The organism is Escherichia sp. MAL-1 (assembly GCF_052948035.1).
This window is the reverse complement of record NZ_CM129609.1, coordinates 2,565,538-2,591,349: the sequence shown is the minus strand read 5'-3', so window position 1 is coordinate 2,591,349 and position 25,812 is coordinate 2,565,538. Positions and strand designations below refer to the sequence as shown.

The following is a 25,812-nucleotide window of genomic DNA, read 5'->3' as shown; positions in this document are numbered from 1 at the left end:
GTGAAACGATTACAGGCATTTAAATTCCAGTTAAGACCAGGTGGTCAACAGGAGTGTGAAATGAGGCGCTTCGCAGGCGCATGTCGTTTCGTTTTCAATCGTGCTCTGGCACGTCAGAATGAGAATCATGAGGCCGGTAATAAATACATCCCTTACGGGAAAATGGCTTCCTGGCTGGTTGAGTGGAAAAATGCCACTGAAACGCAATGGCTTAAAGATTCTCCCTCACAGCCATTGCAACAGTCACTGAAAGACCTTGAGCGGGCTTACAAAAACTTCTTCCGGAAGCGGGCTGCTTTTCCCCGATTCAAAAAGCGGGGACAGAATGATGCATTCCGCTACCCGCAGGGCGTTAAGCTCGATCAGGAAAACAGCCGTATTTTTCTGCCGAAACTGGGCTGGATGCGCTACCGGAACAGCCGTCAGGTCACGGGTGTTGTGAAAAATGTCACTGTCAGCCAGTCCTGCGGTAAGTGGTACATCAGTATTCAGACAGAAAGTGAAGTATCAACTCCGGTTCACCCTTCAGCATCAATGGTCGGGCTGGATGCTGGCGTGGCTAAACTCGCCACGCTGTCAGATGGCACAGTCTTTGAGCCTGTAAACAGTTTTCAGAAAAACCAGAAGAAGCTGGCGAGACTTCAGCGACAGTTAAGCCGCAAGGTCAAATTCAGCAACAACTGGCAAAAGCAGAAACGCAAAATACAGCGACTGCATTCCTGTATCGCAAATATCCGCAGGGACTACCTTCACAAAGTCACAACGGCCGTCAGCAAAAACCACGCAATGATAGTCATTGAGGATTTGAAGGTCAGCAACATGTCAAAGTCAGCAGCGGGTACGGTCAGCCAGCCGGGGCGCAATGTCCGGGCAAAATCAGGTTTAAACCGTTCGATACTGGATCAGGGCTGGTATGAAATGCGCCGCCAGCTTGCGTACAAGCAGCTCTGGCGTGGCGGTCAGGTGCTTGCTGTTCCGCCAGCGTATACAAGCCAGCGTTGCGCGTACTGTGGTCATACAGCGAAAGAGAACCGCCTGTCACAAAGTAAATTCAGATGCCAGGTATGTGGATATACAGCGAACGCCGATGTAAATGGCGCTCGCAACATTTTAGCGGCGGGGCACGCCGTTCTTGCCTGTGGAGAGATGGTGCAGTCAGGCCGCCCGTTGAAGCAGGAACCCACCGAAATGATTCAGGCGACAGCCTGAACGTAGCAGGGATCCACGTCCTTCAGGGCGTGGAGGATGTCAATATCGGTTTCTGTCAGCGATTAAATTCAACACCACGTAACAAACGCCTCCGGCAATTAATCCCCAAAACGCAGAACCAATCCCGACCAGCGTCAATCCACTTGCCGTTACCAGAAATGCCACCACCGCCGCGTCTCGCTCACGCTCATTATGCAGCGCCTGATACAAACTGCCGCCGATGGTACTTAACAGCGCCAGACCTGCCAGCATCTGGATCCAACTTACGGGCAGGGCAGCCATCATCCCGGTAATGGCACTACCAAACAGACCTGCGAGCAAATAGAAAATGCCTGCAACGGCAGCGGCCAGCCAACGTTGATCTTTATCCGGATGCGCTTCCGGGCTTTGGCAAATAGCCGCGGTGATTGCCGCAATACCGACGGAATAAACGCCGAAAGGGGAAAAAACCAGTGCCAGCAATCCAGTAAATACAATTAATGGCGAAACAGGAGCCGAATATCCAGCTGCTTTCATTGCTGCGATACCCGGTGCGTTTTGCGATGCCATCGTCACCAGAAAAAGGGGGAGTGCAACGCTCAGGCTGTGAGCAAACGAAAAATCAGGGGTAATATAAGTGGGGAGAACGGGTTTAAAGACAACATCAGTTGTGACAACGTCACCTTGCGCGATGACGATCACGATCCCAATAATCATCGCGGCAATTACCGCATAGCGCGGCGCAACGGCCTTGGTTGCCAGCCATACCAGCAACATACTTCCACACAACGTAAATTGACCGTCCAGACTGGCAAACGCCTGTAAACCAAAGCGTAATAAAATCCCGGCAAGCATTGCCGCCGCAAGCGAGTGCGGAATAATGCGCATCAGACGAGCAAAGAGTCCCGTTATGCCGCAGAGGACTATTAGCGCGTTGGTGACAATAAAAACGCCGATGGCTTCGTTAAGTGTTAGTCCCTGCAATCCGGTGACCAACAAAGCCGCGCCAGGCGTTGACCATGCGGTGAGAACAGGTACGCGATACCATAATGTCAGAGTCAGCGTACTGACGCCCATTGCCAGCCCCAGCGCCGTCATCCAGCCAGAGATTTGTGCAGTGGTGGCTCCGGCGACAATCGCTGCTTGCCAGATTATTGCCGCTGAACTGGCGTAGCCAATTAATACCGCCAGAAACCCCGCCAGTAGCGTGGGTGGAGGAATAGAAAACAGACGCATAGTCACCTCGTGCGTTATAGCGTACAGGCACCGTAGCATTTGTCCGTTATAACGCACAAGTGATAAACTTCCGTTTTGCCGGAGGAGTCGCATGGAAAATCTCGCTCGCTTTTTATCCACCACACTTAAACAACTACGCCAGCAGCGCGGCTGGAGTCTTTCGCGACTGGCAGAAGCGACGGGCGTTTCTAAAGCAATGTTAGGGCAGATTGAGCGTAATGAGTCCAGTCCGACGGTCGCGACATTATGGAAAATTGCCACCGGGTTGAACGTACCATTTTCAACATTTATTTCTCCGCCGCAGTCCGCTACGCCTTCAGTTTATGATCCACAACAGCAGGCGATGGTGATCACTTCGCTGTTTCCTTATGATCCACAACTCTGCTTTGAACACTTCTCGATTCAGATGGCATCTGGTGCAATAAGCGAATCGACGCCCCATGAGAAGGGGGTAATCGAACATGTCGTCGTCATTGATGGACAACTTGATCTGTGCGTTGATGGGGAATGGCAGACCCTTAATTGTGGGGAAGGCGTTCGATTTGCTGCAGACGTCACGCATATCTATCGTAATGGTGGGGAGCAAACCGTACATTTTCATTCCCTCATCCATTACCCGCGCAGTTAAGCGGGAAAACTATTTCGCAACGTCGCGCTTGTGGCTAAAATAGCCGCCATTTTTCAGCTACTGGATAAGAATGTGACCGTATCTTCTCATCGACTTGAACTGTTAAGCCCGGCACGCGATGCCGCCATTGCCCGCGAAGCTATTTTGCACGGTGCCGATGCTGTTTATATCGGCGGCCCTGGTTTTGGTGCCCGTCATAATGCCAGTAATAGCTTGAAAGATATTGCCGAGCTGGTGCCGTTTGCCCATCGTTATGGTGCAAAAATTTTCGTCACGCTTAACACCATTTTGCATGATGATGAGCTGGAACCCGCGCAACGGCTGATTACTGACCTCTACCAGACCGGTGTCGATGCGCTGATTGTTCAGGATATGGGGATTCTGGAACTTGATATTCCGCCGATTGAACTGCACGCCAGTACGCAGTGCGACATTCGTACAGTTGAAAAAGCGAAGTTCCTCTCTGATGTTGGCTTCACGCAGATTGTGCTGGCGCGAGAGCTGAATCTTGATCAGATCCGCGCGATTCACCAGGCTACGGACGCGACCATTGAATTCTTTATTCATGGGGCACTGTGCGTGGCCTATTCGGGTCAGTGCTACATTTCTCATGCGCAAACAGGGCGTAGCGCCAACCGTGGCGATTGCTCGCAGGCGTGCCGTTTGCCATACACATTGAAAGACGATCAGGGGCGGGTGGTTTCCTATGAAAAACATCTGCTGTCGATGAAAGATAACGATCAGACTGCCAACCTCGGCGCGCTGATTGATGCTGGTGTACGCTCCTTCAAGATTGAAGGGCGTTACAAAGATATGAGCTACGTGAAGAATATCACCGCCCATTATCGCCAGATGCTTGATGCCATTATTGAAGAACGTGGCGATCTGGCGCGCGCTTCATCAGGTCGTACTGAACATTTCTTTGTTCCATCGACGGAAAAGACTTTCCACCGTGGTAGCACAGATTATTTTGTGAATGCCCGTAAAGGCGATATTGGCGCGTTCGATTCGCCGAAATTTATCGGCCTGCCGGTAGGCGAAGTATTGAAAGTGGCGAAAGATCATCTCGATGTTGCCGTTACCGAGCCACTGGCAAATGGCGATGGCCTGAACGTGTTGATTAAACGTGAAGTCGTCGGTTTTCGTGCCAATACGGTCGAGAAAACCGGAGAAAATCAGTACCGCGTCTGGCCCAATGAAATGCCAGCAGATTTGCACAAAATTCGTCCACATCACCCACTAAACCGTAATCTTGATCATAACTGGCAGCAGGCACTGACAAAAACCTCCAGCGAACGTCGGGTGGCGGTAGACATTGAACTGGGCGGCTGGCAGGAACAACTGATTCTGACCCTCACCAGTGAAGAGGGTGTCAGCATCACGCATACGCTGGACGGGCAGTTCGACGAAGCCAATAACGCCGAAAAAGCAATGAACAATCTGAAGGATGGTCTGGCAAAACTGGGGCAAACCCTCTATTACGCCCGCGATGTGCAAATTAATTTGCCGGGGGCGCTGTTTGTACCAAACAGTCTGTTAAACCAGTTCCGCCGTGAAGCTGCTGACATGCTGGATGCTGCGCGTCTTGCCAGTTACCAGCGCGGCAGCCGTAAACCGGTTGCTGATCCTGCGCCGGTTTATCCGCAAACGCATCTGAGTTTCCTCGCGAACGTATACAACCAGAAAGCGCGTGAATTTTATCATCGCTATGGTGTGCAGCTGATTGACGCGGCGTATGAAGCACATGAAGAGAAGGGCGAAGTCCCGGTGATGATCACCAAGCATTGTCTGCGCTTTGCCTTTAATCTGTGCCCGAAACAGGCGAAAGGCAATATCAAAAGCTGGAAGGCGACGCCAATGCAACTGGTTAACGGCGATGAAGTATTAACGCTAAAGTTTGATTGCCGCCCATGCGAGATGCACGTCATTGGCAAAATCAATAATCACATACTGAAAATGCCGTTACCGGGAAGCGTAGTGGCATCCGTAAGTCCGGATGAGCTGCTGAAAACATTGCCTAAGCGAAAAGGGTAAAACGCCAGTTTTCTGGTTACTCACAACTCATTGAATCTGCATGATATTGCCTGCCGGGTAAGGCGTCACGCCGCATCCGGCAACAAATGACTCAACGTTGTCCCGCTTCTGGTTTGCGCGATTTTTGCCAGTAAAAATGCTCGCGCAAACCTTCCGCCGACTCTTCCGCCACAGCACGCAATTCATCGCTGTCCGCTTCATGACGCAGCTGATGATCCACATTCTTTACCCACACAAATTCATGTCCTTTGTGCCCTGCCATGAGTTGTCCTGAGAACAGCGCACACGTTAATAAGACAACCGATAACGCCTTCGTAAACATCCTGCCACCTTTTTCTTACCTTTTGCCGCTATGATGCCGATCGTTTCTTGAGGTTATTATTCAGTTTTGCAAATTAGCGCAAAGAAATTCTGGAATCTTCCTTCCTGATTTTGCATGGCATTCTGCCGTTGCGGCGATTTAGTGCTATTTTCGAGCAAATTACACACGGAGGTAAACACTAATGTTTACTTTGTTGATATACTCAGCGGCAGGGAGGCGATGTGAAACAAAGCGAGTTCAGACGTTGGCTCGAATCTCAGGGCGTCGATGTAGCGAATGGCAGCAACCATTTGAAACTCAGGTTTCATGGGAGGCGCAGTGTCATGCCGCGTCACCCCTGCGATGAGATTAAAGAACCATTGCGTAAAGCAATCCTGAAACAACTCGGTTTGAGTTAATCGCCAATTAAAAAGGTTAATGACATGCGAGGGACAGTCGAAATTATGCGTTATCCCGTCACTCTTACACCCGCGCCGGAAGGCGGTTATATGGTTTCTTTTGTGGATATCCCTGAAGCGTTGACGCAGGGCGAAACTGTCGCTGAAGCGATGGAAGCGGCAAAAGATGCTTTACTGACCGCATTTGATTTTTATTTTGAAGATAACGAGCTTATCCCTTTACCTTCGCCATTAAATAGTCATGATCACTTTATTGAAGTGCCTTTGAGCGTCGCCTCTAAGGTATTGCTGTTAAATGCTTTTTTACAGTCAGAAATCACTCAGCAAGAGTTAGCCAGGCGAATTGGCAAACCTAAACAGGAGATTACTCGCCTATTTAACTTGCATCATGCGACAAAAATCGACGCCGTCCAGCTCGCGGCAAAGGCGCTTGGCAAAGAGTTATCGCTGGTGATGGTTTAATTACAGTTAACGAAAAGTTGTCATTTTTAACAACTGATATAGACTGCCGAATCATCTGCACATAATTACGATTCGATAATGAAAAAATACCAGCAGCTTGCAGAACAATTACGCGAGCAGATTGCGTCGGGTATCTGGCAACCCGGCGATCGTTTGCCTTCGTTGCGTGACCAGGTGGCGCTTTCAGGCATGAGCTTTATGACTGTCAGCCATGCCTATCAGTTGCTCGAAAGTCAGGGATATATTATCGCACGACCGCAGTCGGGTTATTACGTTGCGCCACAGGCAATAAAAATGCCGAAAGCGCCAGTCATTCCAGTCACTCGAGATGAAGCAGTCGATATCAACACTTATATTTTTGATATGTTGCAGGCCAGTCGCGATCCGTCGGTCGTTCCGTTTGCCTCGGCCTTTCCCGACCCGCGACTTTTCCCCCTCCAACAACTAAACCGCTCGCTGGCGCAGGTAAGCAAAACCGCCACAGCGATGAGCGTGATTGAAAACTTACCGCCAGGAAACGCAGAACTGCGTCAGGCTATTGCTCGTCGCTATGCCTTACAGGGCATCACCATTTCTCCTGATGAAATTGTCATTACTGCCGGGGCGTTAGAGGCATTAAACCTCAGTTTGCAAGCGGTAACTGAACCGGGCGATTGGGTGATAGTAGAGAATCCTTGTTTCTACGGTGCGTTGCAGGCGCTGGAGCGGCTACGGCTGAAGGCGTTATCGGTGGCGACGGATGTTAAAGAAGGGATAGATCTTCAGGCGCTGGAACTGGCGTTGCAGGAGTATCCGGTGAAAGCGTGCTGGCTGATGACTAATAGCCAGAATCCACTCGGATTTACCTTAACGCCGCAAAAAAAAGCACAACTGGTGGCGTTGCTCAATCAGTACAACGTAACGCTGATTGAAGATGACGTTTACAGCGAACTTTATTTTGGACGGGAAAAACCGCTGCCTGCGAAAGCGTGGGATCGCCACGATGGCGTTTTGCATTGCTCTTCGTTTTCGAAATGTCTGGTGCCTGGTTTTCGTATTGGTTGGGTCGCCGCCGGAAAACATGCACGTAAAATTCAACGCTTGCAGTTGATGAGTACGCTTTCCACCAGCTCACCGATGCAACTTGCGCTGGTGGATTACCTTTCCACGCGCCGATACGACGCCCATCTTCGTCGCCTGCGTCGCCAGCTTGCGGAACGTAAACAACGTGCCTGGCAGGCACTGCTGCGTTATCTGCCTGCGGAAGTGAAAATTCATCATAATGACAGTGGTTACTTTCTCTGGCTGGAGCTCCCCGAGCCGTTAGATGCCGGCGAATTAAGCCTGGCGGCACTGACGCATCATATCAGTATTGCGCCGGGTAAAATGTTTTCTACCGGTGAAAACTGGTCACGTTTTTTCCGTTTTAATACCGCGTGGCAGTGGGGAGAGCGTGAAGAACAGGCGGTAAAACAATTAGGCAAACTTATTCAAGAACGGCTGTAATAGCGTTTAATTTAATTCCTCTTAGATTGGGTAATATGAATTTCGAATAGCAGTCATATTTCCTAACTCCTTGACTATACTCCAGAAGATAACCTTACAGACGGCATAATGCGCGGTAGCTCACAACCTGATTAAATTTTCTCAGGGGCGAAGGTGTGCCTGCAAGCCGCCGTCTATGGTTAAACAAGGAGATATTTTTACGGCACGGCGGCTGAACAATTAATTACGACAGGAGTAAGACCTTATGAGCAAGACATTTGCCCGCAGCAGCCTGTGTGCGCTCAGCATGACAATAATGACCGCTCACGCCGCCGAACCGCCTACCAATTTAGATAAACCGGAAGGGCGACTGGATATTATCGCCTGGCCGGGATACATCGAACGCGGACAAACTGATAAACAATACGACTGGGTAACGCAGTTCGAAAAAGAGACAGGCTGCGCGGTGAATGTGAAAACCGCCGCGACTTCCGATGAAATGGTCAGTCTGATGACCAAAGGGGGTTACGATCTGGTTACGGCATCCGGCGATGCCTCGCTGCGTTTGATTATGGGTAAACGCGTGCAGCCGATTAATACCGCATTGATTCCCAACTGGAAAACGCTCGATCCGCGCGTGGTTAAAGGCGACTGGTTTAATGTTGGCGGCAAAGTTTACGGCACACCTTACCAATGGGGGCCGAACCTGCTGATGTACAACACTAAAACCTTCCCGACGCCGCCGGATAGCTGGCAAGTGGTTTTTGTTGAGCAAAATCTGCCGGACGGCAAGAGCAATAAAGGCCGCGTTCAGGCTTATGATGGCCCTATCTACATTGCGGACGCTGCGTTGTTCGTTAAAGCCACTCAGCCGCAGTTGGGCATCAGCGATCCGTATCAACTCACCGAAGAACAGTACCAGGCGGTGCTGAAAGTGCTGCGCGCTCAACACAGTTTGATCCATCGCTACTGGCATGACACTACCGTGCAAATGAGCGATTTCAAAAACGAGGGTGTGGTTGCTTCCAGTGCCTGGCCCTATCAGGCCAACGCCCTGAAAGCCGAAGGCCAGCCTGTTGCTACCGTTTTCCCGAAGGAGGGTGTTACCGGTTGGGCTGATACCACCATGCTGCATAGCGAAGCGAAACATCCGGTTTGCGCCTACAAATGGATGAACTGGTCATTAACGCCAAAAGTGCAGGGCGATGTGGCGGCCTGGTTTGGCTCGTTACCGGTAGTGCCGGAAGGGTGTAAAGCCAGTCCGTTATTAGGCGAAAAAGGTTGTGAAACCAACGGTTTTAACTATTTCGACAAAATCGCCTTCTGGAAAACGCCTATAGCAGAAGGGGGCAAGTTTGTTCCCTACAGTCGCTGGACGCAGGATTACATTGCCATTATGGGCGGTCGCTAACTTCGCTGGGGTGCTTTATGACGTACGCAGTGGAGTTTGACAACGTCTCGCGGTTGTACGGTGACGTGCGCGCAGTAGATGGCGTCAGTATTGCGATAAAAGATGGTGAGTTCTTCTCTATGCTGGGGCCGTCCGGCTCCGGCAAAACCACCTGCCTGCGCCTGATTGCTGGCTTCGAACAGCTTTCCGGCGGGGCTATCTCTATCTTTGGTAAACCCGCCAGCAATCTGCCACCGTGGGAGCGGGACGTGAATACTGTCTTTCAGGACTACGCGCTATTTCCGCATATGTCGATTCTTGACAATGTCGCCTATGGGCTGATGGTCAAAGGCGTGAATAAAAAGCAGCGGCACGCAATGGCGCAAGAGGCGCTGGAGAAAGTGGCGTTGGGGTTTGTACATCAACGTAAACCGTCACAACTTTCTGGTGGTCAGCGCCAGCGGGTTGCTATCGCCAGAGCATTGGTGAATGAACCGCGCGTATTGCTGTTGGATGAACCGCTCGGCGCACTGGATCTCAAATTGCGTGAGCAGATGCAGCTGGAACTGAAAAAACTGCAACAGTCTCTCGGTATCACTTTTATCTTCGTTACCCACGATCAGGGCGAAGCGTTATCGATGTCCGATCGTGTGGCGGTTTTCAATAATGGACGCATTGAGCAGGTCGATTCCCCGCGCGATCTCTATATGCGCCCGCGCACGCCGTTTGTTGCCGGATTCGTCGGGACATCCAACGTTTTTGATCCGCTAATGGCCGAGAATCTTTGCGGCATGACGGGAAGCTTCGCCCTGCGACCGGAACATATCCGTCTCAATATCCCCGGCGAAATGCAGGCTAATGGCACGATCCAGGCGGTGCAATATCAGGGCGCAGCGACCCGTTTTGAACTGACACTGAGCGGCGGTGAAAAACTGCTGGTGAGTCAGGCCAATATGACAGGCGAAGAACTGCCTGCCACGCTCACGCCCGGACAACAGGTGATGGTTTCCTGGTCGCGTGATGTGATGGTGCCGCTGGTTGAGGAGAGGTGAATGGCGATGAATGTATTGCAATCACCTTCACGTCCAGGTCTGGGTAAGGTGTCCAGTTTCTTCTGGCGTAATCCGGGGCTGGGGCTGTTTTTACTGCTGCTTGGCCCGCTAATGTGGTTTGGCATTGTCTATTTCGGCTCGCTGCTGACACTGTTATGGCAGGGATTTTATACTTTTGACGATTTCACCATGTCGGTAACGCCGGAACTGACGCTGGCGAATATCCGTGCGCTGTTTAATCCGGCGAATTACGACATCATTCTCCGCACGCTGACTATGGCTGTGGCAGTCACTATCGCCAGCGCCATTCTGGCTTTTCCAATGGCGTGGTATATGGCGCGCTATACCAGCGGGAAAATGAAAGCGTTTTTTTATATTGCGGTAATGTTGCCGATGTGGGCGAGCTACATTGTTAAAGCCTATGCCTGGACGTTATTGCTGGCAAAAGATGGCGTGGCTCAGTGGTTTTTACAACATCTTGGGCTGGAACCACTGCTGACTGCGTTCCTTACATTACCTGCGGTGGGCGGAAATACGCTGTCAACTTCCGGGCTGGGGCGCTTTCTGGTGTTTCTCTATATCTGGTTGCCGTTCATGATCCTGCCCGTTCAGGCGGCGCTTGAGCGTTTGCCGCCGTCATTGTTGCAGGCGTCGGCTGATCTCGGCGCACGTCCACGACAAACCTTTCGCTATGTGGTGCTGCCGCTGGCAATCCCGGGTATTGCCGCTGGCTCTATCTTTACCTTCTCACTCACACTGGGCGATTTTATCGTCCCGCAGCTGGTTGGTCCTCCAGGATATTTTATCGGCAATATGGTTTATTCCCAGCAGGGGGCGATTGGCAATATGCCGATGGCGGCGGCATTCACCCTGGTGCCGATTATTCTCATCGCACTGTACCTGGCGTTCGTGAAACGTCTGGGAGCGTTCGATGCACTCTGAACGCGCACCGTTTTTCCTCAAACTGGCGGCCTGGGGCGGCGTTGTTTTCCTACATTTTCCCATCCTGATAATCGCCGCCTATGCGTTTAACACTGAAGATGCGGCGTTTAGTTTTCCACCGCAGGGCCTGACGCTGCGCTGGTTTAGCGTGGCAGCACAGCGTAGTGATATTCTTGATGCCGTGACACTGTCACTTAAAGTGGCGGCGCTGGCGACATTAATTGCGCTGGTGTTAGGGACGCTGGCAGCTGCCGCGCTGTGGCGACGAGACTTTTTCGGCAAAAACGCCATTTCGCTGTTACTGCTGCTGCCCATTGCGCTGCCGGGCATTGTCACTGGTCTGGCGTTATTAACCGCCTTTAAAACCATCAATCTGGAGCCGGGATTTTTCACCATCGTGGTCGGTCATGCGACTTTTTGTGTAGTTGTGGTGTTTAACAATGTCATCGCCCGTTTTCGCCGCACCTCCTGGAGTCTGGTTGAGGCGTCAATGGATCTTGGGGCCAATGGCTGGCAAACCTTCCGCTACGTAGTGTTGCCGAATCTCAGTTCGGCGTTACTGGCAGGAGGAATGCTGGCGTTTGCCTTGTCGTTCGATGAAATCATCGTTACGACCTTTACGGCAGGTCATGAACGAACGTTACCGTTGTGGTTGCTCAATCAGCTTGGGCGACCGCGTGATGTACCGGTAACTAACGTGGTGGCACTGCTGGTTATGTTGGTAACAACCTTGCCGATCCTGGGGGCCTGGTGGCTAACCCGCGAAGGCGACAATGGTCAATAACCACTGATACAGGAATATGCTATGCAACATAAGTTACTGATTAACGGAGAACTGGTTAGCGGCGAAGGGGAAAAACAGCCTGTCTATAATCCGGCAACGGGGGACGTTTTACTGGAAATTGCCGAGGCATCCGCAGAGCAGGTCGATGCTGCTGTGCGCGCGGCAGATGCAGCATTTGCCGAATGGGGGCAAACCACGCCGAAAGTGCGTGCGGAATGTCTGCTGAAACTGGCTGATGTTATCGAAGAAAATGGTCAGGTTTTTGCCGAACTGGAGTCCCGTAATTGTGGCAAACCGCTGCATAGTGCGTTCAATGATGAAATCCCGGCGATTGTCGATGTTTTTCGCTTTTTCGCGGGTGCGGCGCGCTGTCTGAATGGTCTGGCGGCAGGTGAATATCTTGAAGGTCATACTTCGATGATCCGTCGCGATCCGTTGGGGGTCGTGGCTTCTATCGCACCGTGGAATTATCCGCTGATGATGGCCGCGTGGAAACTTGCTCCGGCGCTGGCGGCAGGGAACTGCGTAGTGCTTAAACCATCAGAAATTACCCCGCTGACCGCGTTGAAGTTGGCAGAGCTGGCGAAAGATATCTTCCCGGCAGGCGTGATTAACATACTGTTTGGCAGAGGCAAAACGGTGGGTGATCCGCTGACCGGTCATCCCAAAGTGCGGATGGTGTCGCTGACGGGCTCTATCGCCACCGGCGAGCACATCATCAGCCATACCGCGTCGTCCATTAAGCGTACTCATATGGAACTTGGTGGCAAAGCGCCAGTGATTGTTTTTGATGATGCGGATATTGAAGCAGTGGTCGAAGGTGTACGTACATTTGGCTATTACAATGCTGGACAGGATTGTACTGCGGCTTGTCGGATCTACGCGCAAAAAGGCATTTACGATACGCTGGTGGAAAAACTGGGTGCTGCGGTGGCAACGTTAAAATCTGGTGCGCCGGATGACGAGTCTACGGAGCTTGGACCTTTAAGCTCGCTGGCGCATCTCGAACGCGTCAGCAAGGCAGTAGAAGAGGCGAAAGCGACAGGGCACATCAAAGTGATCACTGGCGGTGAAAAGCGCAAGGGTAATGGCTATTACTATGCGCCGACGCTGCTGGCTGGCGCATTACAGGACGATGCCATCGTGCAAAAAGAGGTATTTGGTCCAGTAGTGAGTGTTACGCTCTTCGACAACGAAGAACAGGTGGTGAACTGGGCGAATGACAGCCAGTACGGACTTGCATCTTCGGTATGGACGAAAGATGTGGGCAGGGCGCATCGCGTCAGCGCACGGCTGCAATATGGTTGTACTTGGGTCAATACCCATTTCATGCTGGTAAGTGAAATGCCGCACGGTGGACAGAAACTTTCTGGTTACGGCAAGGATATGTCACTTTATGGGCTGGAGGATTACACCGTCGTCCGCCACGTCATGGTTAAACATTAAGGATAATATTGCAGATCGTAAGAGTATGAGATGATCTTGCGTACTGTCAGAGCACTGATTTCTCTGACAGTACGTGCTGCGTGCAAAATCACTACATCAAATAAACCAGCCAAATCTCATAGAGATAAGAGTAAACAAACCAACAGCAGCAAAGACATTTATCAGTACTACAGTTCTACTGGAAACATTCATTTTTGCCACCTTTTATCATTGCCCCTATGTGTATAGTACGGGTTAAGAAAATCCGCAATAATACTCATTCTGAAGATGAATAAGGGCAAGTTGCTGTTTGATGATTTTTTCTCAAACTGGTGAAAAAACTTGATGCACGTCAAAAAATGACGCATATTTGCGCGCGTTTTATTCATCTGGCTGGACGCCCGTACATGTCTCTCTATCAACACATGCTTGTTTTTTATGCGGTTATGGCAGCAATCGCATTTCTTATCACCTGGTTTCTTTCTCACGATAAGAAACGCATCCGTTTCTTAAGCGCCTTTCTGGTGGGGGCAACATGGCCGATGAGTTTCCCGGTGGCGCTGTTGTTTTCACTGTTTTAAATCTTACTCACTGGCTTGACGGCACCACGCAGACTTATATCATTTGGATGAATCGATAAATTTCACAAGTGGCTAAGGAGAAAGTATGTCGCATCTGGATGAAGTCATCGCGCGCGTGGATGCCGCGATTGAAGAGAGCGTCATTGCCCATATGAACGAATTATTAATCGCCCTGAGCGATGACGCGGAGTTAAGTCGGGAAGATCGCTACACCCAGCAGCAGCGTTTGCGCACCGCTATTGCTCATCACGGTCGCAAGCATAAAGAAGATATGGAAGCGCGCCACGAACAGTTAACCAAAGGCGGCACCATCCTCTGATTAAAATGAGCGTCTGGCTACCAACCAGGCGCCAACCACAAGTAAAATTGCGCCACAAATTGGGCCGAACAACGCCCGTAGTGGTACGCCATGACTGCGGAAGATATCCAGCATCAGACCGCCAATTAGCTGGCTGGCGACCAGTACTGCAATAGTTGTCGCCGCTCCCACATTCTGATATCCGCTGATACTGGCGAAGACAAAAAACGATCCCAGCAAGCCGGGTATAAGTGTCCACCAGCGCACGCTGGACACCAGTTCGCCAAACCCCGCCATGCCTTGTTTAAACCATAAAATAGAAACAAAGAGCACAATCCCCACCAGTGAGTTCAGCAACATGGCGATGAGAATGGTAGAGGAGGTCTGGGTGATGCGCACCATCAGCGTGTTCTGGACTACCAGACCAATTCCGGCGGCAATCAAAAAAGCAAGGGTGAGCGACTGATTCATCCGAGCGCGTCCGGTTCAGTGCGTTCGTCGAGTTGCAACTGCATAAATGTCAGATCCAGCCAGCGCCCAAATTTAGTGCCCACCTGCGGCATTTGTGCGGTGACGACAAATCCCAGCGAATGGTGCAGATGCAGCGAGGCCTGATTTTGCGATTCGATCCCGGCGACCATGACATGCTTCCCGCAATCCCGCGCTTCATCAATCAATCGGCTTAACAATTTACGCCCCAGACCTTTGCCCTGATGATCGGGATGGACATAAACCGAATGTTCCACGGTATGGCGAAAACCATCGAAACTACGCCAGTCGCCAAACGAGGCATATCCCGTCACTACGCCATCTTCTTCACTTACCAGCACCGGATAACCTGCTATGGTCCGCGCTTCAAACCAGGCAATGCGGTTATCTGCATCAACCGTTTGGTCATTCCAGATAGCCGCCGTATACAACACGGCGTGGTTATAAATTTCCGCAATGGCAGCACAATCGGCTTTGCGGGCAAAACGGATGGACATGTCTGGCCTCGATAAAATAATGATGATGATGTTATCAATACTATCGAAAACAGCCCGAAGCAACGGATTCCTCGATGAAATTATTGCGTGTTGCAGAGGGGATGTGACGGCTGCAAACAAAACCAATCCCGTGAGCCTGCTACTATTGATGGATTCATGCCAAAAGCACAGGAGAGCATTATGGGGCAACAAAAGCAGCGTAATCGACGTTGGGTTCTGGCCTCGCGTCCACATGGCGCACCGGTTCCGGAGAATTTCCGTCTTGAAGAAGATGATGTCGCCACACCGGGTGAAGGACAGGTGTTACTGCGCACAGTTTATTTGTCCCTGGACCCGTATATGCGTGGACGTATGAGCGATGAGCCATCTTATTCACCGCCTGTTGATATTGGCGGCGTGATGGTCGGCGGCACGGTGAGCCGTGTTGTGGAGTCGAATCATCCTGATTATCAGCCTGGCGACTGGGTGCTGGGCTACAGTGGATGGCAGGACTATGACATATCCAGTGGTGATGATCTGGTGAAACTTGGCGATCATCCGCAAAATCCATCGTGGTCGCTGGGTGTGCTGGGGATGCCAGGCTTTACCGCTTATATGGGGCTGCTGGATATCGGTCAGCCTAAAGAGGGCGAAACGTTGGTGGTAGCTGCGGCGACAGGTCCTGTGGGAGCAACGGTGGGGCAAATCGGCAAACTTAAAGGTTGCAGGGTGGTGGGGGTTGCCGGTGGCGCGGAAAAATGCCGCCATGCTATCGAGGTGCTGGGCTTCGATGTTTGTCTTGATCACCACGCGGATGATTTTGCCGAACAACTGGCGAAAGCGTGCCCAAAAGGTATTGATATCTATTATGAAAACGTGGGCGGTAAGGTATTTGATGCAGTGCTACCATTACTTAATACATCTGCGCGCATTCCCGTTTGTGGCTTAGTGAGCAGCTATAACGCTACAGAGCTACCACCCGGTCCGGATCGTTTACCCCTGTTGATGGCAACGGTGCTGAAAAAACGTATTCGCTTGCAAGGGTTTATTATCGCTCAGGATTATGGTCACCGCATCCATGAGTTTCAGAAGGAGATGGGGCAATGGGTGAAAGAGGATAAAATCCACTACCGCGAAGATATTACTGATGGTTTAGAGAATGCGCCACAGACGTTTATCGGCCTGCTGAAGGGTAAAAACTTCGGCAAAGTGGTGATCCGCGTGGCGGGTGATGATTAAAGTTTCAACGGCGGCGTAAGCCGCCATAAAAATCCAGGCAAAAAGCTTATTTTCAGCTTTAATTAACTAACCACGTCATTGTTCTGCTGCTAATAACAACAAAGGTGAGTGGTTTATGATTATTCACTTTAATACACCAGGTGAACTCCTTCTGCCATGCAGGCAGGGTTGGACAGAAAACACGCGAAGGAATTAAAATGCCTGGAACGGGAAAAATGAAACATGTCAGTTTGACTCTGCAGGTTGAGAACGACCTGAAACATCAGCTTAGTATTGGCGCATTAAAACCTGGCGCACGCCTGATTACTAAAAATCTGGCGGAGCAATTAGGTATGAGTATTACACCTGTGCGTGAAGCATTATTACGTCTGGTTTCGGTGAATGCGCTTTCTGTCGCACCTGCACAAGCATTTACAGTTCCGGAAGTGGGGAAACGTCAATTAGACGAAATCAATCGGATCCGCTACGAACTGGAATTAATGGCAGTTGCTCTGGCTGTTGAAAACCTCACCCCGCAAGACCTTGCGGAACTCCAGGAATTGCTCGAGAAATTACAGCAGGCGCAAGAAAAGGGCGACATGGAACAAATCATTAATGTAAACAGGCTATTTCGCTTAGCGATTTATCATCGCTCAAATATGCCCATCCTGTGTGAGATGATTGAGCAACTGTGGGTCAGGATGGGGCCTGGTTTACATTATCTCTATGAAGCGATTAATCCAGCGGAATTACGGGAGCATATAGAAAACTATCATCTGTTACTCGCTGCGTTAAAAGCAAAAGACAAAGAGGGATGCAGACATTGTCTTGCTGAAATTATGCAACAAAATATTGCTATTTTATACCAGCAATACAATCGTTAAAGTAAATGCCCGGCAAATACCGGGCATCAAGGTAATTACTCAAATCTCCACGCAATATTCATGCCGACACCATAATTTCGTCCGGGCGAAGGTTCGTAATATCGCCCGTTTGACTCATTGACAATGACAGAACCAACGTATTCTTTATCGAATAAATTATCGACACGACCAAATAAATCCACAGTTAAATTGTGGTAATTGTATTTATACCCGGTGAATAAGCCGACGAGAGTATAAGACGGCGCTTTTGCCGTATTTTCATCATCTGCCATAATATCGCCCATATAACGCGCTTCCGTGCCTGCATACCAACCATCTTCCGGTACATAACCTATCGACGCAAAGCCCATATTACGGGCGATCCCTGGCATCCGATTACCGTTACAATCCTGTTCATTGCAAACATTGCTGCGATAGGTCGCATCAAGCCAGGTCCAGGACGCGTTTACGCGAAAATCTCCTGCGAAACGTTGATCCCATGCCAGTTCAGCGCCTTGACGACGGGTCTTTCCGGCATTTTTGTAAGTCGTACGCCCACCGCTACTGCTATCGACAACAATTTCATCATCAGTGTCGGTCTGAAACAATGCGAGACTAAGCAGCCCATCACCAATACGCGTTTTACTGCCGATCTCAATTGTATCGTTGGTGGATGGTTTTAAACCTAAGTTCATACCGCTTTGCCCATCAGCACGATAAGACAGCTCATTAATCGTCGGCGTTTCAAAACCTCGCCCGGCTGCCAGATAGATATTCCAGGCATCGGTCATTGCATATTTTAACGAACCGGCAGGTAGCCATTTATGATAACTGGCATCACCGCTGTCATCGCCGTTACCCGGAGTAACGTAATGGTCGTTGGAATCAAACCACACGGAGCTGTAGCGCACGTCAGCATCCAGCGACAGTTTTTCGCTCAGCTGCCACTGCGTCTGTAAATAGGGATCGATGTTCCACATCAGATTGCGTTCGTCGCGACGCAACTCACCTTTTTGCCCGTACTCCGGCATGCCGCTATTCAGGCGGAAGTTATTGTAGCCCTTGCGGTTTTCACTCATGTTTTCGTAGTTCAGGCCGGTAGTGAACGTGACCGGAACGCCCAGTTCACCACGGTGTGTCCAGCGGCTGTCTATTCCCTGGTAATGGCGTTGCAGGGTAATCACGCCGCCCGCATGTGACGGGTTAAGTTGTGGTGCCATGGGTATTGACTGGTACTGGGTCGTTTCTCGCTCTCCGGCATACATCATCACACTCATATCATCCCGCGAACTCAGGCTACGTTCATAGCGCAACCCAGCCTGAGTTTGCTTGATGGTTTTTCGCGTGTCGTACTGTTCTGCACGAGGCGCTTGTTGTGGATTCGCCTTCCATTCTGCTTTGGTTAGCCCACCTGGGTCATCTGCTTTGATATCCACACTATTGAAAATCAGGCTTAATTTGCTGGCTTCATCAATGCGTACGCCCAGTTTGGCATTGGCTAAATTTTTCTGTGCGCCACTATGGTCACGATAGCCGTGGGTCGTAAAACGCGTGGTTGAGACGGTGTAATCAACATCGCCGGGTTGTGTGCCGTCTCCCGTTGCGCCCGTTGCTTTCAGCCCATAGCGCCAGCTGCCAAAACTGCCGTAGTAACTACTGGCTTCAATGGTTGGTGGCTGTTGTCCGGTCTGGGTGGTGACATTCATTACACCGCCAGACGCGTTGCCATACAGGGCAGAAAAGGGGCCACGCAGCACTTCCACATTTTGCACACTGCTTAAATCGATGTTGGATGTTTGCCCTTGCCCGTCGGGCATGGTGGCGGGAATACCGTCCACATACAGGCGAATACCGCGAATTCCGTAAGTGGAGCGGGAGCCAAATCCGCGAATCGACAGCTGTAAATCTTGCGCATAGTTCTGCCGATTTTGTACCTGCAAACCAGGCACGCTGGTCAGTGATTCGGACAAGTTAATGCGCGGTGTTGCCAGGCGCATCTCCTCGCCATCCACCACGCTTACTGCTGCTGGCGTATCCAGCTCGGAAACCACCTGCGGTGCGGCACTGACAATCATGGTTTGTTCATCAGCGGCAAAAACAACGGGGGAAAGGGCAAGTAGTGCGGGCAAAACGGTCTGTCGGACGGAAAAAATCTTCATGAAAAAAGCCAGGTTAAGAATGGGAAAACGCCGTTATGGTAATGAAATTGTAAATTTATGGAAAACGAAACGGCACGATACGTTAAGTAATTGAGAAAATTGTAGTCGTAACGGCAAGAAATGCTCCACATTTGAGAAAATAATGATTACCATTCCCATTTATAACAAGAGCGTAACGATGATTACGCTTAGCGAAGCATTGTGAAGCAGCAAAAATATCGGTTCATCAAAGGGAGTCGTCATGCATTTACGTCATCTGTTTTCATCGCGCCTGCGTGGTTCATTACTGTTAGGTTCATTGCTTGTTGCTTCATCATTCAGTACGCAGGCCGCAGAAGAAATGCTGCGTAAAGCGGTAGGTAAAGGTGCCTACGAAATGGCTTATAGCCAGCAAGAAAACGCACTGTGGCTCGCCACTTCGCAAAGCCGCAAACTGGATAAAGGTGGCGTGGTTTATCGTCTTGATCCGGTCACTCTGGAAGTGACGCAGGCGATCCATAACGATCTCAAGCCGTTTGGTGCCACCATCAATAACACGACTCAGACGTTGTGGTTTGGTAACACCGTAAACAGCGCGGTCACGGCGATAGATGCCAAAACGGGCGAAGTGAAAGGCCGTCTGGTGCTGGATGATCGTAAGCGCACGGAAGAGGTGCGCCCGCTGCAACCGCGTGAGCTGGTAGCTGATGATGCCACGAACACCGTTTACATCAGTGGTATTGGTAAAGAGAGCGTGATTTGGGTCGTTGATGGCGAGAATATCAAACTGAAAACCGCCATCCAGAACACCGGTAAAATGAGTACCGGTCTGGCGCTGGATAGCAAAGGCAAACGTCTTTACACCACTAACGCTGACGGCGAATTGATTACCATCGACACCGCCGACAATAAAATCCTCAGCCGTAAAAAGCTGCTGGATGACGGCAAAGAGCACTTTTTTATCAACATTAGCCTTGATACCGCCAGGCAGCGTGCATTTATCACCGATTCTAAAGCGGCAGAAGTGTTAGTGGTCGATACCCGTAATGGCAATATTCTGGCGAAGGTTGCGGCACCGGAATCACTGGCTGTGCTGTTTAACCCAGCGCGTAATGAAGCCTACGTAACGCATCGTCAGGCAGGTAAAGTCAGTGTGATTGACGCGAAAAGCTATAAAGTGGTGAAAACGTTCGATACGCCGACTCATCCGAACAGCCTGGCGCTGTCTGCCGATGGCAAAACGCTGTATGTCAGTGTAAAACAAAAATCCACTAAACAGCAGGAAGCTACCCAGCCGGACGATGTGATTCGTATTGCGCTGTAATAGATATGGCGAGGGTGAAAACGGAGAGACTTGCCTGACTTTTATCACGCCGCATGCGGCACACCTTCGTCAGTAATTTGAAGTTGCCCGGCACGTAGCCGGGCAATTTTGCAATTAGCTCGCCGTTTCAGGCTTAAACACGATTTCCTGTTTTTCTTCATCTTCCTCGACGACTGGCGCAGTGCTGTGAATTTCAGCAACGCGTTTGCGCACACCAAACCAGCCTATAACCAGCAGAATACCGATAATCGGCAGCGCCGCGATAGTATAAGTCCCGTTCGGGTAATCGAACGCCATCAGCACAAGGACACTCAGTAAAAACAGTAATGTCAGCCAGGAAGTGAAGGGCGCGCCAGGCAGTTTAAAACTGACATCCGCTGCTTTGCCTTCTTTAATCGCTTTACGCAGGCGCATCTGGCACACGATGATAAACGCCCATGAAGCGATGATTCCCAGCGACGCGAAGTTCAATACAATCTCAAATACGCGCGACGGCACCAGATAGTTGAGGAATACGCCGACGACATACACAACCAGTGTCGCTAGAATCCCGGCATACGGCACATGCTGACGACTCATTTTCGCCATAAAACTCGGTGCGGAACCGCCCATCGCCATTGAGCGCAGAATACGTCCGGTGCAGTACAGACCTGAGTTCAGGCTGGAGAGGGCAGCGGTCAGCACCACAATGTTCATAATGCTGCCGATATATGGCACACCCAGTTTAGAGAAAAACGTCACGAACGGACTTTGCCCCGCCTGATACGCGCTCCACGGCAATAACATAACCAGCAACACCACGGAGCCGACGTAAAACAGGCCAATACGCCAAATCACACTGTTAATGGCTTTAGGCACCATGGTCTGCGGATCTTTACATTCTCCGGCAGCTGTACCCACCATTTCAATGGAGGCAAAAGCAAACACTACGCCCTGAATCAACACCAGCGCAGGCAGCAAACCGTGGGGGAAGAAGCCGCCATTATCGGTGATTAAATGAAAGCCAGTGGTGTTGCCATCCAGCGGCTGACCACTACCGAGGAACACTGTACCCACGACCAAAAAGGTCACAATGGCGAGCACTTTAATAAGCGCAAACCAGAACTCCATCTCCGCAAACCATTTCACACCGATCATATTCATGGTGCCAACGATGGTAAGTGCAGCGAGCGCAAAGACCCACTGCGGCACGCCGCCAAACGCACCCCAGTAATGCATATACAGAGCGACGGCGGTAATATCAACAATCCCCGTCATCGCCCAGTTGATGAAGTACATCCAGCCAGCAACATAAGCGGCTTTCTCACCCAAAAACTCACGGGCATAAGAGACAAAACTGCCACTGGAAGGGCGGTGTAGCACCAGCTCACCCAATGCACGCAGAATAAAAAACGAAAACAAGCCACAAATTAAATAAACCAGTGCCAGTGCTGGACCCGCCATTTGCAGTCGGGCTCCTGCACCTAAAAACAAGCCGGTGCCAATCGCGCCGCCAATGGCGATCATCTGTACCTGGCGATTGCCCATCGCTTTGTGATACCCCTCTTCGTGGGCATTAAGCCAGCGGCGTTTCGCGGCGTGTTGATCTGAAGTGTCGGTGTCGTGTTTACTCATTGCTCTCCCTGATTGCTTTAATGAAAAAGTCATATAAGTTGCCATGAACAATGTTTATTCATCCTGGCGATGATAGTTATCACCATTATTCTTTATGGGTATAACTGTCGGCGCAGAATCCTACCCGTTATCGATAAACGATGCAAAACATCCCCTTACAATCCTGAAGGGGAATAATACAACTGACGAAAAAATGACAAATCTTTTTGCTGGTTAACCTGTGTACTGTCCTACACTTAATCTTTAAAAGATTGTGAGGGCATATGATTAAGATGTATGGCGTACCCGGATGGGGCTCTACAATCAGTGAGCTGATGCTAACACTGGCTGATATTCCTTATCAGTTCGTTGATGTCAGTGGTTTTGACCACGAGGGAGCTTCACGCGAGTTATTGAAAACCCTGAACCCGTTGTGTCAGGTTCCGACACTGGCGCTGGAAAATGACGAGATTATGACGGAGACAGCGGCGATTGCATTGATGGTTCTCGATCGTCGCCCGGACCTTGCGCCACCGGTTGGGCGCGCCGAACGTCAGCAGTTTCAACGGCTATTGGTCTGGCTGGTTGCTAATGTCTATCCAACATTCACTTTCGCCGATTACCCTGAGCGTTGGGCTCCTGACGCACCTGAACAGTTAAAGAAGAATGTTATTGAATATCGTAAATCGCTTTATATCTGGCTGAATTCACAATTGACCGCTGAACCTTATGCGTTTGGTGAGCAACTAACGCTGGTGGACTGTTATCTTTGCACTATGCGCACATGGGGGCCTGGGCATGAATGGTTTCAGGATAATGCCACGAATATCAGTGCGATTGCTGATGCTGTATGTCAGTTACCGAAATTACAAGAAGTATTAAAAAGGAATGAAATTATTTGAGTGGGATACCAGAGGATTATGTTATTTATTATTCAGTAACTTTATCCACAATGATGGGCGTAATTAATTAAATTCATGTTATGTTTTTTGATTTATATCACTCTCCCCTTCATTCAGCTTGTCTATTTCATTTCCTCTGAAAAGAAACTAACTATTCACATTGTGCAGATGTTTCACTTGTTATCACAGGTATTCTATAATCTCAAAAAGTTTTTAATGATGGATATGCTCGGAGTTGGAGATGCAATTAATATTAATACAAATAAAAATATCCGGCAGGTATGCTAAAAGGATAAATGGCGTTCTCTGTATTTATTCGCAATTATCTGTAGGACAAATATGGAGAGCTTGATGAGTCAGAGCTAAAACAGCAATTGATAAATAAACATGTTGATTTATTCAAGAAAATGGATGTATTTTAAATATTGATTCTTAATATAACCTAATCAATAGATTATCACGTGAGAGCTGCACATTATTGGCGGGGCCGGGGAAAACATCATTTTGGGAACAATGAATCAGGTACTCTTACCACTGAAGCAAGATCATCCGGGCACCTGGTGGTGGTGCAGTGCTTTGGAAATGGTCCCCTCGGGGGAATTGTCATTATTTTCTATGCTATTTGCTTATGATATTCGTCAGGTGAATTTAATAAATTCCTAATTTGAAATATCCACTATTAAGCCAGTGTTTAACGACGTTAAGATGGCAATGTGCAGATCATGTTATCAGGGTGGGGCGGTAGCGTATATTCCTTATACAAATCATCATTCATTTCAATGATTGTTATTGAATTATTTATTGTTGTGAATAAAAAGACATTATGAATATTGGTTTGACTTTGCATGTCAGGTTTTTTATTACTCGCTGTAATGTACGAGCCTGTCGTGAATAACGTCGAGAACCCATCCGTTGCGTTTGTGATTATTTTGTTGACTAAACAGGCACCCGTTTCTCTGAAGTAAAATCCCAGACTAAATCATCACATAACCATGACATTTTTCTGATATTCCCCGGTAACGCCAGATGTCGACTCGCTTATCTCATCCGCCCGACATGTTGTACATGCAATATGTGCGGATTATTATTCATTTTCACGGAGGTTGCTATGTCAACCGGATTACGTTTCACACTTGAAGTGGACGGCCTGCCACCGGACGCGTTTGCGGTGGTTTCCTTTCATCTCACCCAGTCACTCTCTTCGCTCTTTTCCCTCGATCTCTCTCTGGTCAGCCAGCAGTTTCTCTCCCTTGAATTTGCGCAGGTGCTGGACAAAATGGCCTACCTGACGGTATGGCAGGGCGATGACGTACAGCGCCGGGTGAAAGGTGTGGTGACCTGGTTTGAACTGGGGGAGAACGACAAAAACCAGAAGCTGTACAGCATGAAGGTATGCCCGCCGCTGTGGCGCACAGGGCTGCGCCAGAACTTCCGTATCTTCCAGAATGAGGACATCGAAAGCATCCTCGGCACGATATTGCAGGAAAACGGGGTGACCGAGTGGAGCCCGCTGTTCAGCGAGCCACATCCTTCCCGTGAGTTTTGTGTCCAGTACGGTGAGACTGATTACGATTTCCTGTGCCGGATGGCGGCGGAGGAAGGCATCTTCTTTTATGAGGAGCACGCGCAAAAAAGTACCGACCAGAGCCTGGTCCTGTGCGATACCGTGCGTTATCTGCCGGAGTCCTTTGAGATCCCCTGGAATCCGAACACCCGTACCGAGGTAAGCACCCTCTGCATCAGCCAGTTTCGCTACAGCGCACAAATCCGCCCTTCTTCCGTGGTGACCAAAGACTACACCTTTAAACGACCCGGCTGGGCAGGGCGTTTTGATCAGGAAGGCCAGTACCAGGATTACCAGCGCACACAGTATGAAGTGTATGACTACCCCGGACGTTTCAAGGGTGCTCACGGGCAGAACTTTGCCCGCTGGCAGATGGATGGCTGGCGCAACAACGCAGAAGTGGCGCGCGGAACAAGCCGTTCTCCGGAGATATGGCCGGGACGGCGAATTGTGCTGACGGGGCATCCGCAGGCGAACCTGAACCGGGAATGGCAGGTGGTGGCAAGTGAACTGCACGGCGAGCAGCCGCAGGCGGTGCCGGGACGCAGTGGTTCAGGAACCACGCTGAATAACCACTTTGCGGTAATACCGGCAGACCGGACATGGCGGCCACAGCCGTTGCTGAAACCGCTGGTGGATGGCCCGCAGAGCGCCGTCGTGACGGGACCGGCAGGCGAGGAAATCTTCTGTGATGAACATGGCCGCGTGCGGGTGAAATTTAACTGGGACCGCTATAACCCGTCAAACCAGGAAAGTTCATGCTGGATCCGTGTGGCACAGGCGTGGGCAGGCACCGGCTTTGGTAACCACCCTCAGCCATACCAGTGAAGGCCACCGCGTGTCGGTCCACTACGGCTATGACGATAAAGGCCGCCTGACCGGCGAACGCCAGACGGTGGAGAACCCGGAGACGGGGGAACTGCTGTGGCACCATGAGACCGGACATGCGTACAACGAACAGGGGCTGGCAAACCGCGTCACGCCGGACAGTCTGCCGCCGGTGGAGTGGCCAGGGAAAGATCATCAGAAGTACACTTTTTG

25 protein-coding genes and 2 pseudogenes are annotated in these 25,812 nt (G+C 50.3%); 20 read left to right on the top strand and 7 right to left on the bottom strand.

The window, feature by feature from the left end:
• Nucleotides 1-1,209 carry an RNA-guided endonuclease InsQ/TnpB family protein gene (locus ACU8XX_RS12840; RefSeq protein WP_000826416.1) on the top strand — a complete coding sequence of 403 codons (1,209 nt, stop codon included), beginning with the start codon at nucleotides 1-3 and terminating at the stop codon, nucleotides 1,207-1,209.
• Between the two features lie 39 nt (nucleotides 1,210-1,248).
• Here ACU8XX_RS12840 and ydcO read toward each other — a convergent pair whose 3' ends face one another.
• Nucleotides 1,249-2,463: a BenE family transporter YdcO gene (ydcO, locus tag ACU8XX_RS12835; RefSeq protein ID WP_001326689.1), complete on the bottom strand. Its 1,215-nt coding sequence runs from the start codon at nucleotides 2,461-2,463 to the stop codon at nucleotides 1,249-1,251.
• A gap of 52 nt (nucleotides 2,464-2,515) precedes the next feature.
• Between ydcO and sutR the strand changes: the two genes are divergently transcribed.
• Nucleotides 2,516-3,052 carry a DNA-binding transcriptional regulator SutR gene (sutR, locus tag ACU8XX_RS12830; RefSeq protein ID WP_000429155.1) on the top strand — a complete coding sequence of 179 codons (537 nt, stop codon included), beginning with the start codon at nucleotides 2,516-2,518 and terminating at the stop codon, nucleotides 3,050-3,052.
• A gap of 72 nt (nucleotides 3,053-3,124) precedes the next feature.
• A complete protein-coding gene (gene rlhA / locus ACU8XX_RS12825; RefSeq protein ID WP_089640461.1) occupies nucleotides 3,125-5,086 on the top strand; it encodes a 23S rRNA 5-hydroxycytidine C2501 synthase in 1,962 nt (653 codons plus the stop codon).
• A gap of 91 nt (nucleotides 5,087-5,177) precedes the next feature.
• Here the strand turns inward: rlhA and ACU8XX_RS12820 are convergent, their stop codons facing one another.
• Entirely contained in the window at nucleotides 5,178-5,408 is a 231-nt protein-coding gene (locus ACU8XX_RS12820; protein WP_000494244.1) for a YncJ family protein, read from the bottom strand.
• 221 nt (nucleotides 5,409-5,629) lie between these two features.
• On the opposite strand from ACU8XX_RS12820, the gene hicA reads away from it, so the two are divergent.
• The 8 genes from hicA to patD all read left to right on the top strand — a co-directional run bounded on the left by hicA (nucleotide 5,630) and on the right by patD (nucleotide 13,346).
• Nucleotides 5,630-5,806, top strand: coding sequence for a type II toxin-antitoxin system mRNA interferase toxin HicA (gene hicA / locus ACU8XX_RS12815; protein WP_000813794.1), 177 nt, complete (start codon nucleotides 5,630-5,632; stop codon nucleotides 5,804-5,806).
• A 45-nt stretch (nucleotides 5,807-5,851) separates the two neighbouring features.
• On the top strand, nucleotides 5,852-6,268 hold the full coding sequence (gene hicB / locus ACU8XX_RS12810) for a type II toxin-antitoxin system antitoxin HicB (protein ID WP_001270286.1): 417 nt from the start codon (nucleotides 5,852-5,854) through the stop codon (nucleotides 6,266-6,268).
• 78 nt (nucleotides 6,269-6,346) lie between these two features.
• The gene (locus ACU8XX_RS12805) at nucleotides 6,347-7,753 is read left to right on the top strand and encodes an aminotransferase-like domain-containing protein (protein WP_000760626.1); all 1,407 of its coding nucleotides are present in this window, start codon (nucleotides 6,347-6,349) and stop codon (nucleotides 7,751-7,753) included.
• Between the two features lie 244 nt (nucleotides 7,754-7,997).
• Nucleotides 7,998-9,143, top strand: a complete 1,146-nt coding sequence (ydcS, locus tag ACU8XX_RS12800) for a putative ABC transporter substrate-binding protein YdcS (RefSeq protein WP_000047424.1) — start codon at nucleotides 7,998-8,000, stop codon at nucleotides 9,141-9,143.
• A gap of 17 nt (nucleotides 9,144-9,160) precedes the next feature.
• Nucleotides 9,161-10,174, top strand: a complete 1,014-nt coding sequence (locus ACU8XX_RS12795; RefSeq protein ID WP_000220399.1) for an ABC transporter ATP-binding protein — start codon at nucleotides 9,161-9,163, stop codon at nucleotides 10,172-10,174.
• Nucleotides 10,175-11,116 (top strand): ABC transporter permease, encoded by a 942-nt coding sequence (locus ACU8XX_RS12790; protein ID WP_112034129.1) that lies wholly within the window; start codon nucleotides 10,175-10,177, stop codon nucleotides 11,114-11,116.
• Nucleotides 11,106-11,900 carry an ABC transporter permease gene (locus ACU8XX_RS12785; protein WP_000555458.1) on the top strand — a complete coding sequence of 265 codons (795 nt, stop codon included), beginning with the start codon at nucleotides 11,106-11,108 and terminating at the stop codon, nucleotides 11,898-11,900. The genes ACU8XX_RS12790 and ACU8XX_RS12785 overlap by 11 nt, the downstream gene beginning before the upstream one ends.
• Before the next feature lie 21 nt (nucleotides 11,901-11,921).
• Nucleotides 11,922-13,346: an aminobutyraldehyde dehydrogenase gene (gene patD / locus ACU8XX_RS12780; protein ID WP_001163874.1), complete on the top strand. Its 1,425-nt coding sequence runs from the start codon at nucleotides 11,922-11,924 to the stop codon at nucleotides 13,344-13,346.
• 96 nt (nucleotides 13,347-13,442) lie between these two features.
• Here patD and yncL read toward each other — a convergent pair whose 3' ends face one another.
• Complete coding sequence (gene yncL, locus ACU8XX_RS12775; protein WP_001303494.1) at nucleotides 13,443-13,538, bottom strand: stress response membrane protein YncL; 96 nt, start codon at nucleotides 13,536-13,538, stop codon at nucleotides 13,443-13,445.
• 194 nt (nucleotides 13,539-13,732) lie between these two features.
• Between yncL and ortT the strand changes: the two genes are divergently transcribed.
• Complete coding sequence (ortT, locus tag ACU8XX_RS12770) at nucleotides 13,733-13,906, top strand: orphan toxin OrtT (RefSeq protein WP_000061178.1); 174 nt, start codon at nucleotides 13,733-13,735, stop codon at nucleotides 13,904-13,906.
• A gap of 85 nt (nucleotides 13,907-13,991) precedes the next feature.
• Nucleotides 13,992-14,225 (top strand): DUF2526 family protein YdcY, encoded by a 234-nt coding sequence (ydcY, locus tag ACU8XX_RS12765; protein WP_000018633.1) that lies wholly within the window; start codon nucleotides 13,992-13,994, stop codon nucleotides 14,223-14,225.
• On the opposite strand, the gene ACU8XX_RS12760 is transcribed toward ydcY, so the two are convergent.
• Together ACU8XX_RS12760 and ACU8XX_RS12755 are read right to left on the bottom strand one after the other, a co-directional pair.
• Entirely contained in the window at nucleotides 14,226-14,675 is a 450-nt protein-coding gene (locus tag ACU8XX_RS12760) for a DMT family transporter (RefSeq protein ID WP_001076535.1), read from the bottom strand.
• A complete protein-coding gene (locus tag ACU8XX_RS12755) occupies nucleotides 14,672-15,190 on the bottom strand; it encodes a GNAT family N-acetyltransferase (RefSeq protein ID WP_112034131.1) in 519 nt (172 codons plus the stop codon). The genes ACU8XX_RS12760 and ACU8XX_RS12755 overlap by 4 nt, the downstream gene beginning before the upstream one ends.
• Nucleotides 15,191-15,370: 180 nt before the next feature.
• On the opposite strand from ACU8XX_RS12755, the gene curA reads away from it, so the two are divergent.
• Together curA and mcbR are read left to right on the top strand one after the other, a co-directional pair.
• Nucleotides 15,371-16,408 carry an NADPH-dependent curcumin/dihydrocurcumin reductase gene (gene curA, locus ACU8XX_RS12750; protein ID WP_001301003.1) on the top strand — a complete coding sequence of 346 codons (1,038 nt, stop codon included), beginning with the start codon at nucleotides 15,371-15,373 and terminating at the stop codon, nucleotides 16,406-16,408.
• A 197-nt stretch (nucleotides 16,409-16,605) separates the two neighbouring features.
• Nucleotides 16,606-17,271 (top strand): colanic acid/biofilm transcriptional regulator McbR, encoded by a 666-nt coding sequence (mcbR, locus tag ACU8XX_RS12745; RefSeq protein WP_001300742.1) that lies wholly within the window; start codon nucleotides 16,606-16,608, stop codon nucleotides 17,269-17,271.
• Nucleotides 17,272-17,306: 35 nt separating this feature from the next.
• Here the strand turns inward: mcbR and pqqU are convergent, their stop codons facing one another.
• Nucleotides 17,307-19,409, bottom strand: a complete 2,103-nt coding sequence (gene pqqU / locus ACU8XX_RS12740; protein WP_000689311.1) for a TonB-dependent receptor PqqU — start codon at nucleotides 19,407-19,409, stop codon at nucleotides 17,307-17,309.
• A gap of 241 nt (nucleotides 19,410-19,650) precedes the next feature.
• Between pqqU and yncE the strand changes: the two genes are divergently transcribed.
• Nucleotides 19,651-20,712 carry a 7-bladed beta-propeller protein YncE gene (gene yncE / locus ACU8XX_RS12735; RefSeq protein ID WP_000550675.1) on the top strand — a complete coding sequence of 354 codons (1,062 nt, stop codon included), beginning with the start codon at nucleotides 19,651-19,653 and terminating at the stop codon, nucleotides 20,710-20,712.
• A gap of 114 nt (nucleotides 20,713-20,826) precedes the next feature.
• Here yncE and ansP read toward each other — a convergent pair whose 3' ends face one another.
• The gene (gene ansP, locus ACU8XX_RS12730; RefSeq protein ID WP_001300590.1) at nucleotides 20,827-22,326 is read right to left on the bottom strand and encodes an L-asparagine permease; all 1,500 of its coding nucleotides are present in this window, start codon (nucleotides 22,324-22,326) and stop codon (nucleotides 20,827-20,829) included.
• Nucleotides 22,327-22,589: 263 nt separating this feature from the next.
• On the opposite strand from ansP, the gene ACU8XX_RS12725 reads away from it, so the two are divergent.
• The 4 genes and pseudogenes from ACU8XX_RS12725 to ACU8XX_RS12710 all read left to right on the top strand — a co-directional run.
• Nucleotides 22,590-23,207 (top strand): glutathione S-transferase family protein, encoded by a 618-nt coding sequence (locus ACU8XX_RS12725; protein ID WP_000594340.1) that lies wholly within the window; start codon nucleotides 22,590-22,592, stop codon nucleotides 23,205-23,207.
• A gap of 75 nt (nucleotides 23,208-23,282) precedes the next feature.
• Complete coding sequence (locus tag ACU8XX_RS12720; RefSeq protein ID WP_000882235.1) at nucleotides 23,283-23,495, top strand: YncH family protein; 213 nt, start codon at nucleotides 23,283-23,285, stop codon at nucleotides 23,493-23,495.
• 820 nt (nucleotides 23,496-24,315) lie between these two features.
• Nucleotides 24,316-25,578 (top strand): annotated as a pseudogene (gene tssI / locus ACU8XX_RS12715) (type VI secretion system tip protein TssI/VgrG); the annotation flags it as partial.
• Nucleotides 25,574-25,780: pseudogene (locus ACU8XX_RS12710) on the top strand (hypothetical protein); the annotation flags it as partial. The pseudogenes tssI and ACU8XX_RS12710, both read left to right, overlap by 5 nt.
• Between the last annotated feature and the right edge of the window lie 32 nt (nucleotides 25,781-25,812).

Bases quoted from the DNA above. Each gene is read 5' to 3' on its own strand.
- curA (WP_001301003.1), top strand. From the start codon at position 15,371: ATGGGGCAACAAAAGCAGCGTAATCGACGTTGGGTTCTGGCCTCGCGT.
- ACU8XX_RS12805 (WP_000760626.1), top strand. From the start codon at position 6,347: ATGAAAAAATACCAGCAGCTTGCAGAACAATTACGCGAGCAGATTGCG.
- hicB (WP_001270286.1), top strand. From the start codon at position 5,852: ATGCGTTATCCCGTCACTCTTACACCCGCGCCGGAAGGCGGTTATATG.
- ortT (WP_000061178.1), top strand. From the start codon at position 13,733: ATGTCTCTCTATCAACACATGCTTGTTTTTTATGCGGTTATGGCAGCA.
- ACU8XX_RS12820 (WP_000494244.1), bottom strand. From the start codon at position 5,408: ATGTTTACGAAGGCGTTATCGGTTGTCTTATTAACGTGTGCGCTGTTC.
- sutR (WP_000429155.1), top strand. From the start codon at position 2,516: ATGGAAAATCTCGCTCGCTTTTTATCCACCACACTTAAACAACTACGC.
- ansP (WP_001300590.1), bottom strand. From the start codon at position 22,326: ATGAGTAAACACGACACCGACACTTCAGATCAACACGCCGCGAAACGC.
- ACU8XX_RS12755 (WP_112034131.1), bottom strand. From the start codon at position 15,190: ATGTCCATCCGTTTTGCCCGCAAAGCCGATTGTGCTGCCATTGCGGAA.
- yncE (WP_000550675.1), top strand. From the start codon at position 19,651: ATGCATTTACGTCATCTGTTTTCATCGCGCCTGCGTGGTTCATTACTG.
- ACU8XX_RS12720 (WP_000882235.1), top strand. From the start codon at position 23,283: ATGTTATGTTTTTTGATTTATATCACTCTCCCCTTCATTCAGCTTGTC.
- ACU8XX_RS12760 (WP_001076535.1), bottom strand. From the start codon at position 14,675: ATGAATCAGTCGCTCACCCTTGCTTTTTTGATTGCCGCCGGAATTGGT.
- ACU8XX_RS12725 (WP_000594340.1), top strand. From the start codon at position 22,590: ATGATTAAGATGTATGGCGTACCCGGATGGGGCTCTACAATCAGTGAG.
- ACU8XX_RS12795 (WP_000220399.1), top strand. From the start codon at position 9,161: ATGACGTACGCAGTGGAGTTTGACAACGTCTCGCGGTTGTACGGTGAC.
- ydcY (WP_000018633.1), top strand. From the start codon at position 13,992: ATGTCGCATCTGGATGAAGTCATCGCGCGCGTGGATGCCGCGATTGAA.
- pqqU (WP_000689311.1), bottom strand. From the start codon at position 19,409: ATGAAGATTTTTTCCGTCCGACAGACCGTTTTGCCCGCACTACTTGCC.
- ydcO (WP_001326689.1), bottom strand. From the start codon at position 2,463: ATGCTACGGTGCCTGTACGCTATAACGCACGAGGTGACTATGCGTCTG.
- patD (WP_001163874.1), top strand. From the start codon at position 11,922: ATGCAACATAAGTTACTGATTAACGGAGAACTGGTTAGCGGCGAAGGG.
- ACU8XX_RS12790 (WP_112034129.1), top strand. From the start codon at position 10,175: ATGGCGATGAATGTATTGCAATCACCTTCACGTCCAGGTCTGGGTAAG.
- ACU8XX_RS12785 (WP_000555458.1), top strand. From the start codon at position 11,106: ATGCACTCTGAACGCGCACCGTTTTTCCTCAAACTGGCGGCCTGGGGC.
- yncL (WP_001303494.1), bottom strand. From the start codon at position 13,538: ATGAATGTTTCCAGTAGAACTGTAGTACTGATAAATGTCTTTGCTGCT.
- mcbR (WP_001300742.1), top strand. From the start codon at position 16,606: ATGCCTGGAACGGGAAAAATGAAACATGTCAGTTTGACTCTGCAGGTT.
- ydcS (WP_000047424.1), top strand. From the start codon at position 7,998: ATGAGCAAGACATTTGCCCGCAGCAGCCTGTGTGCGCTCAGCATGACA.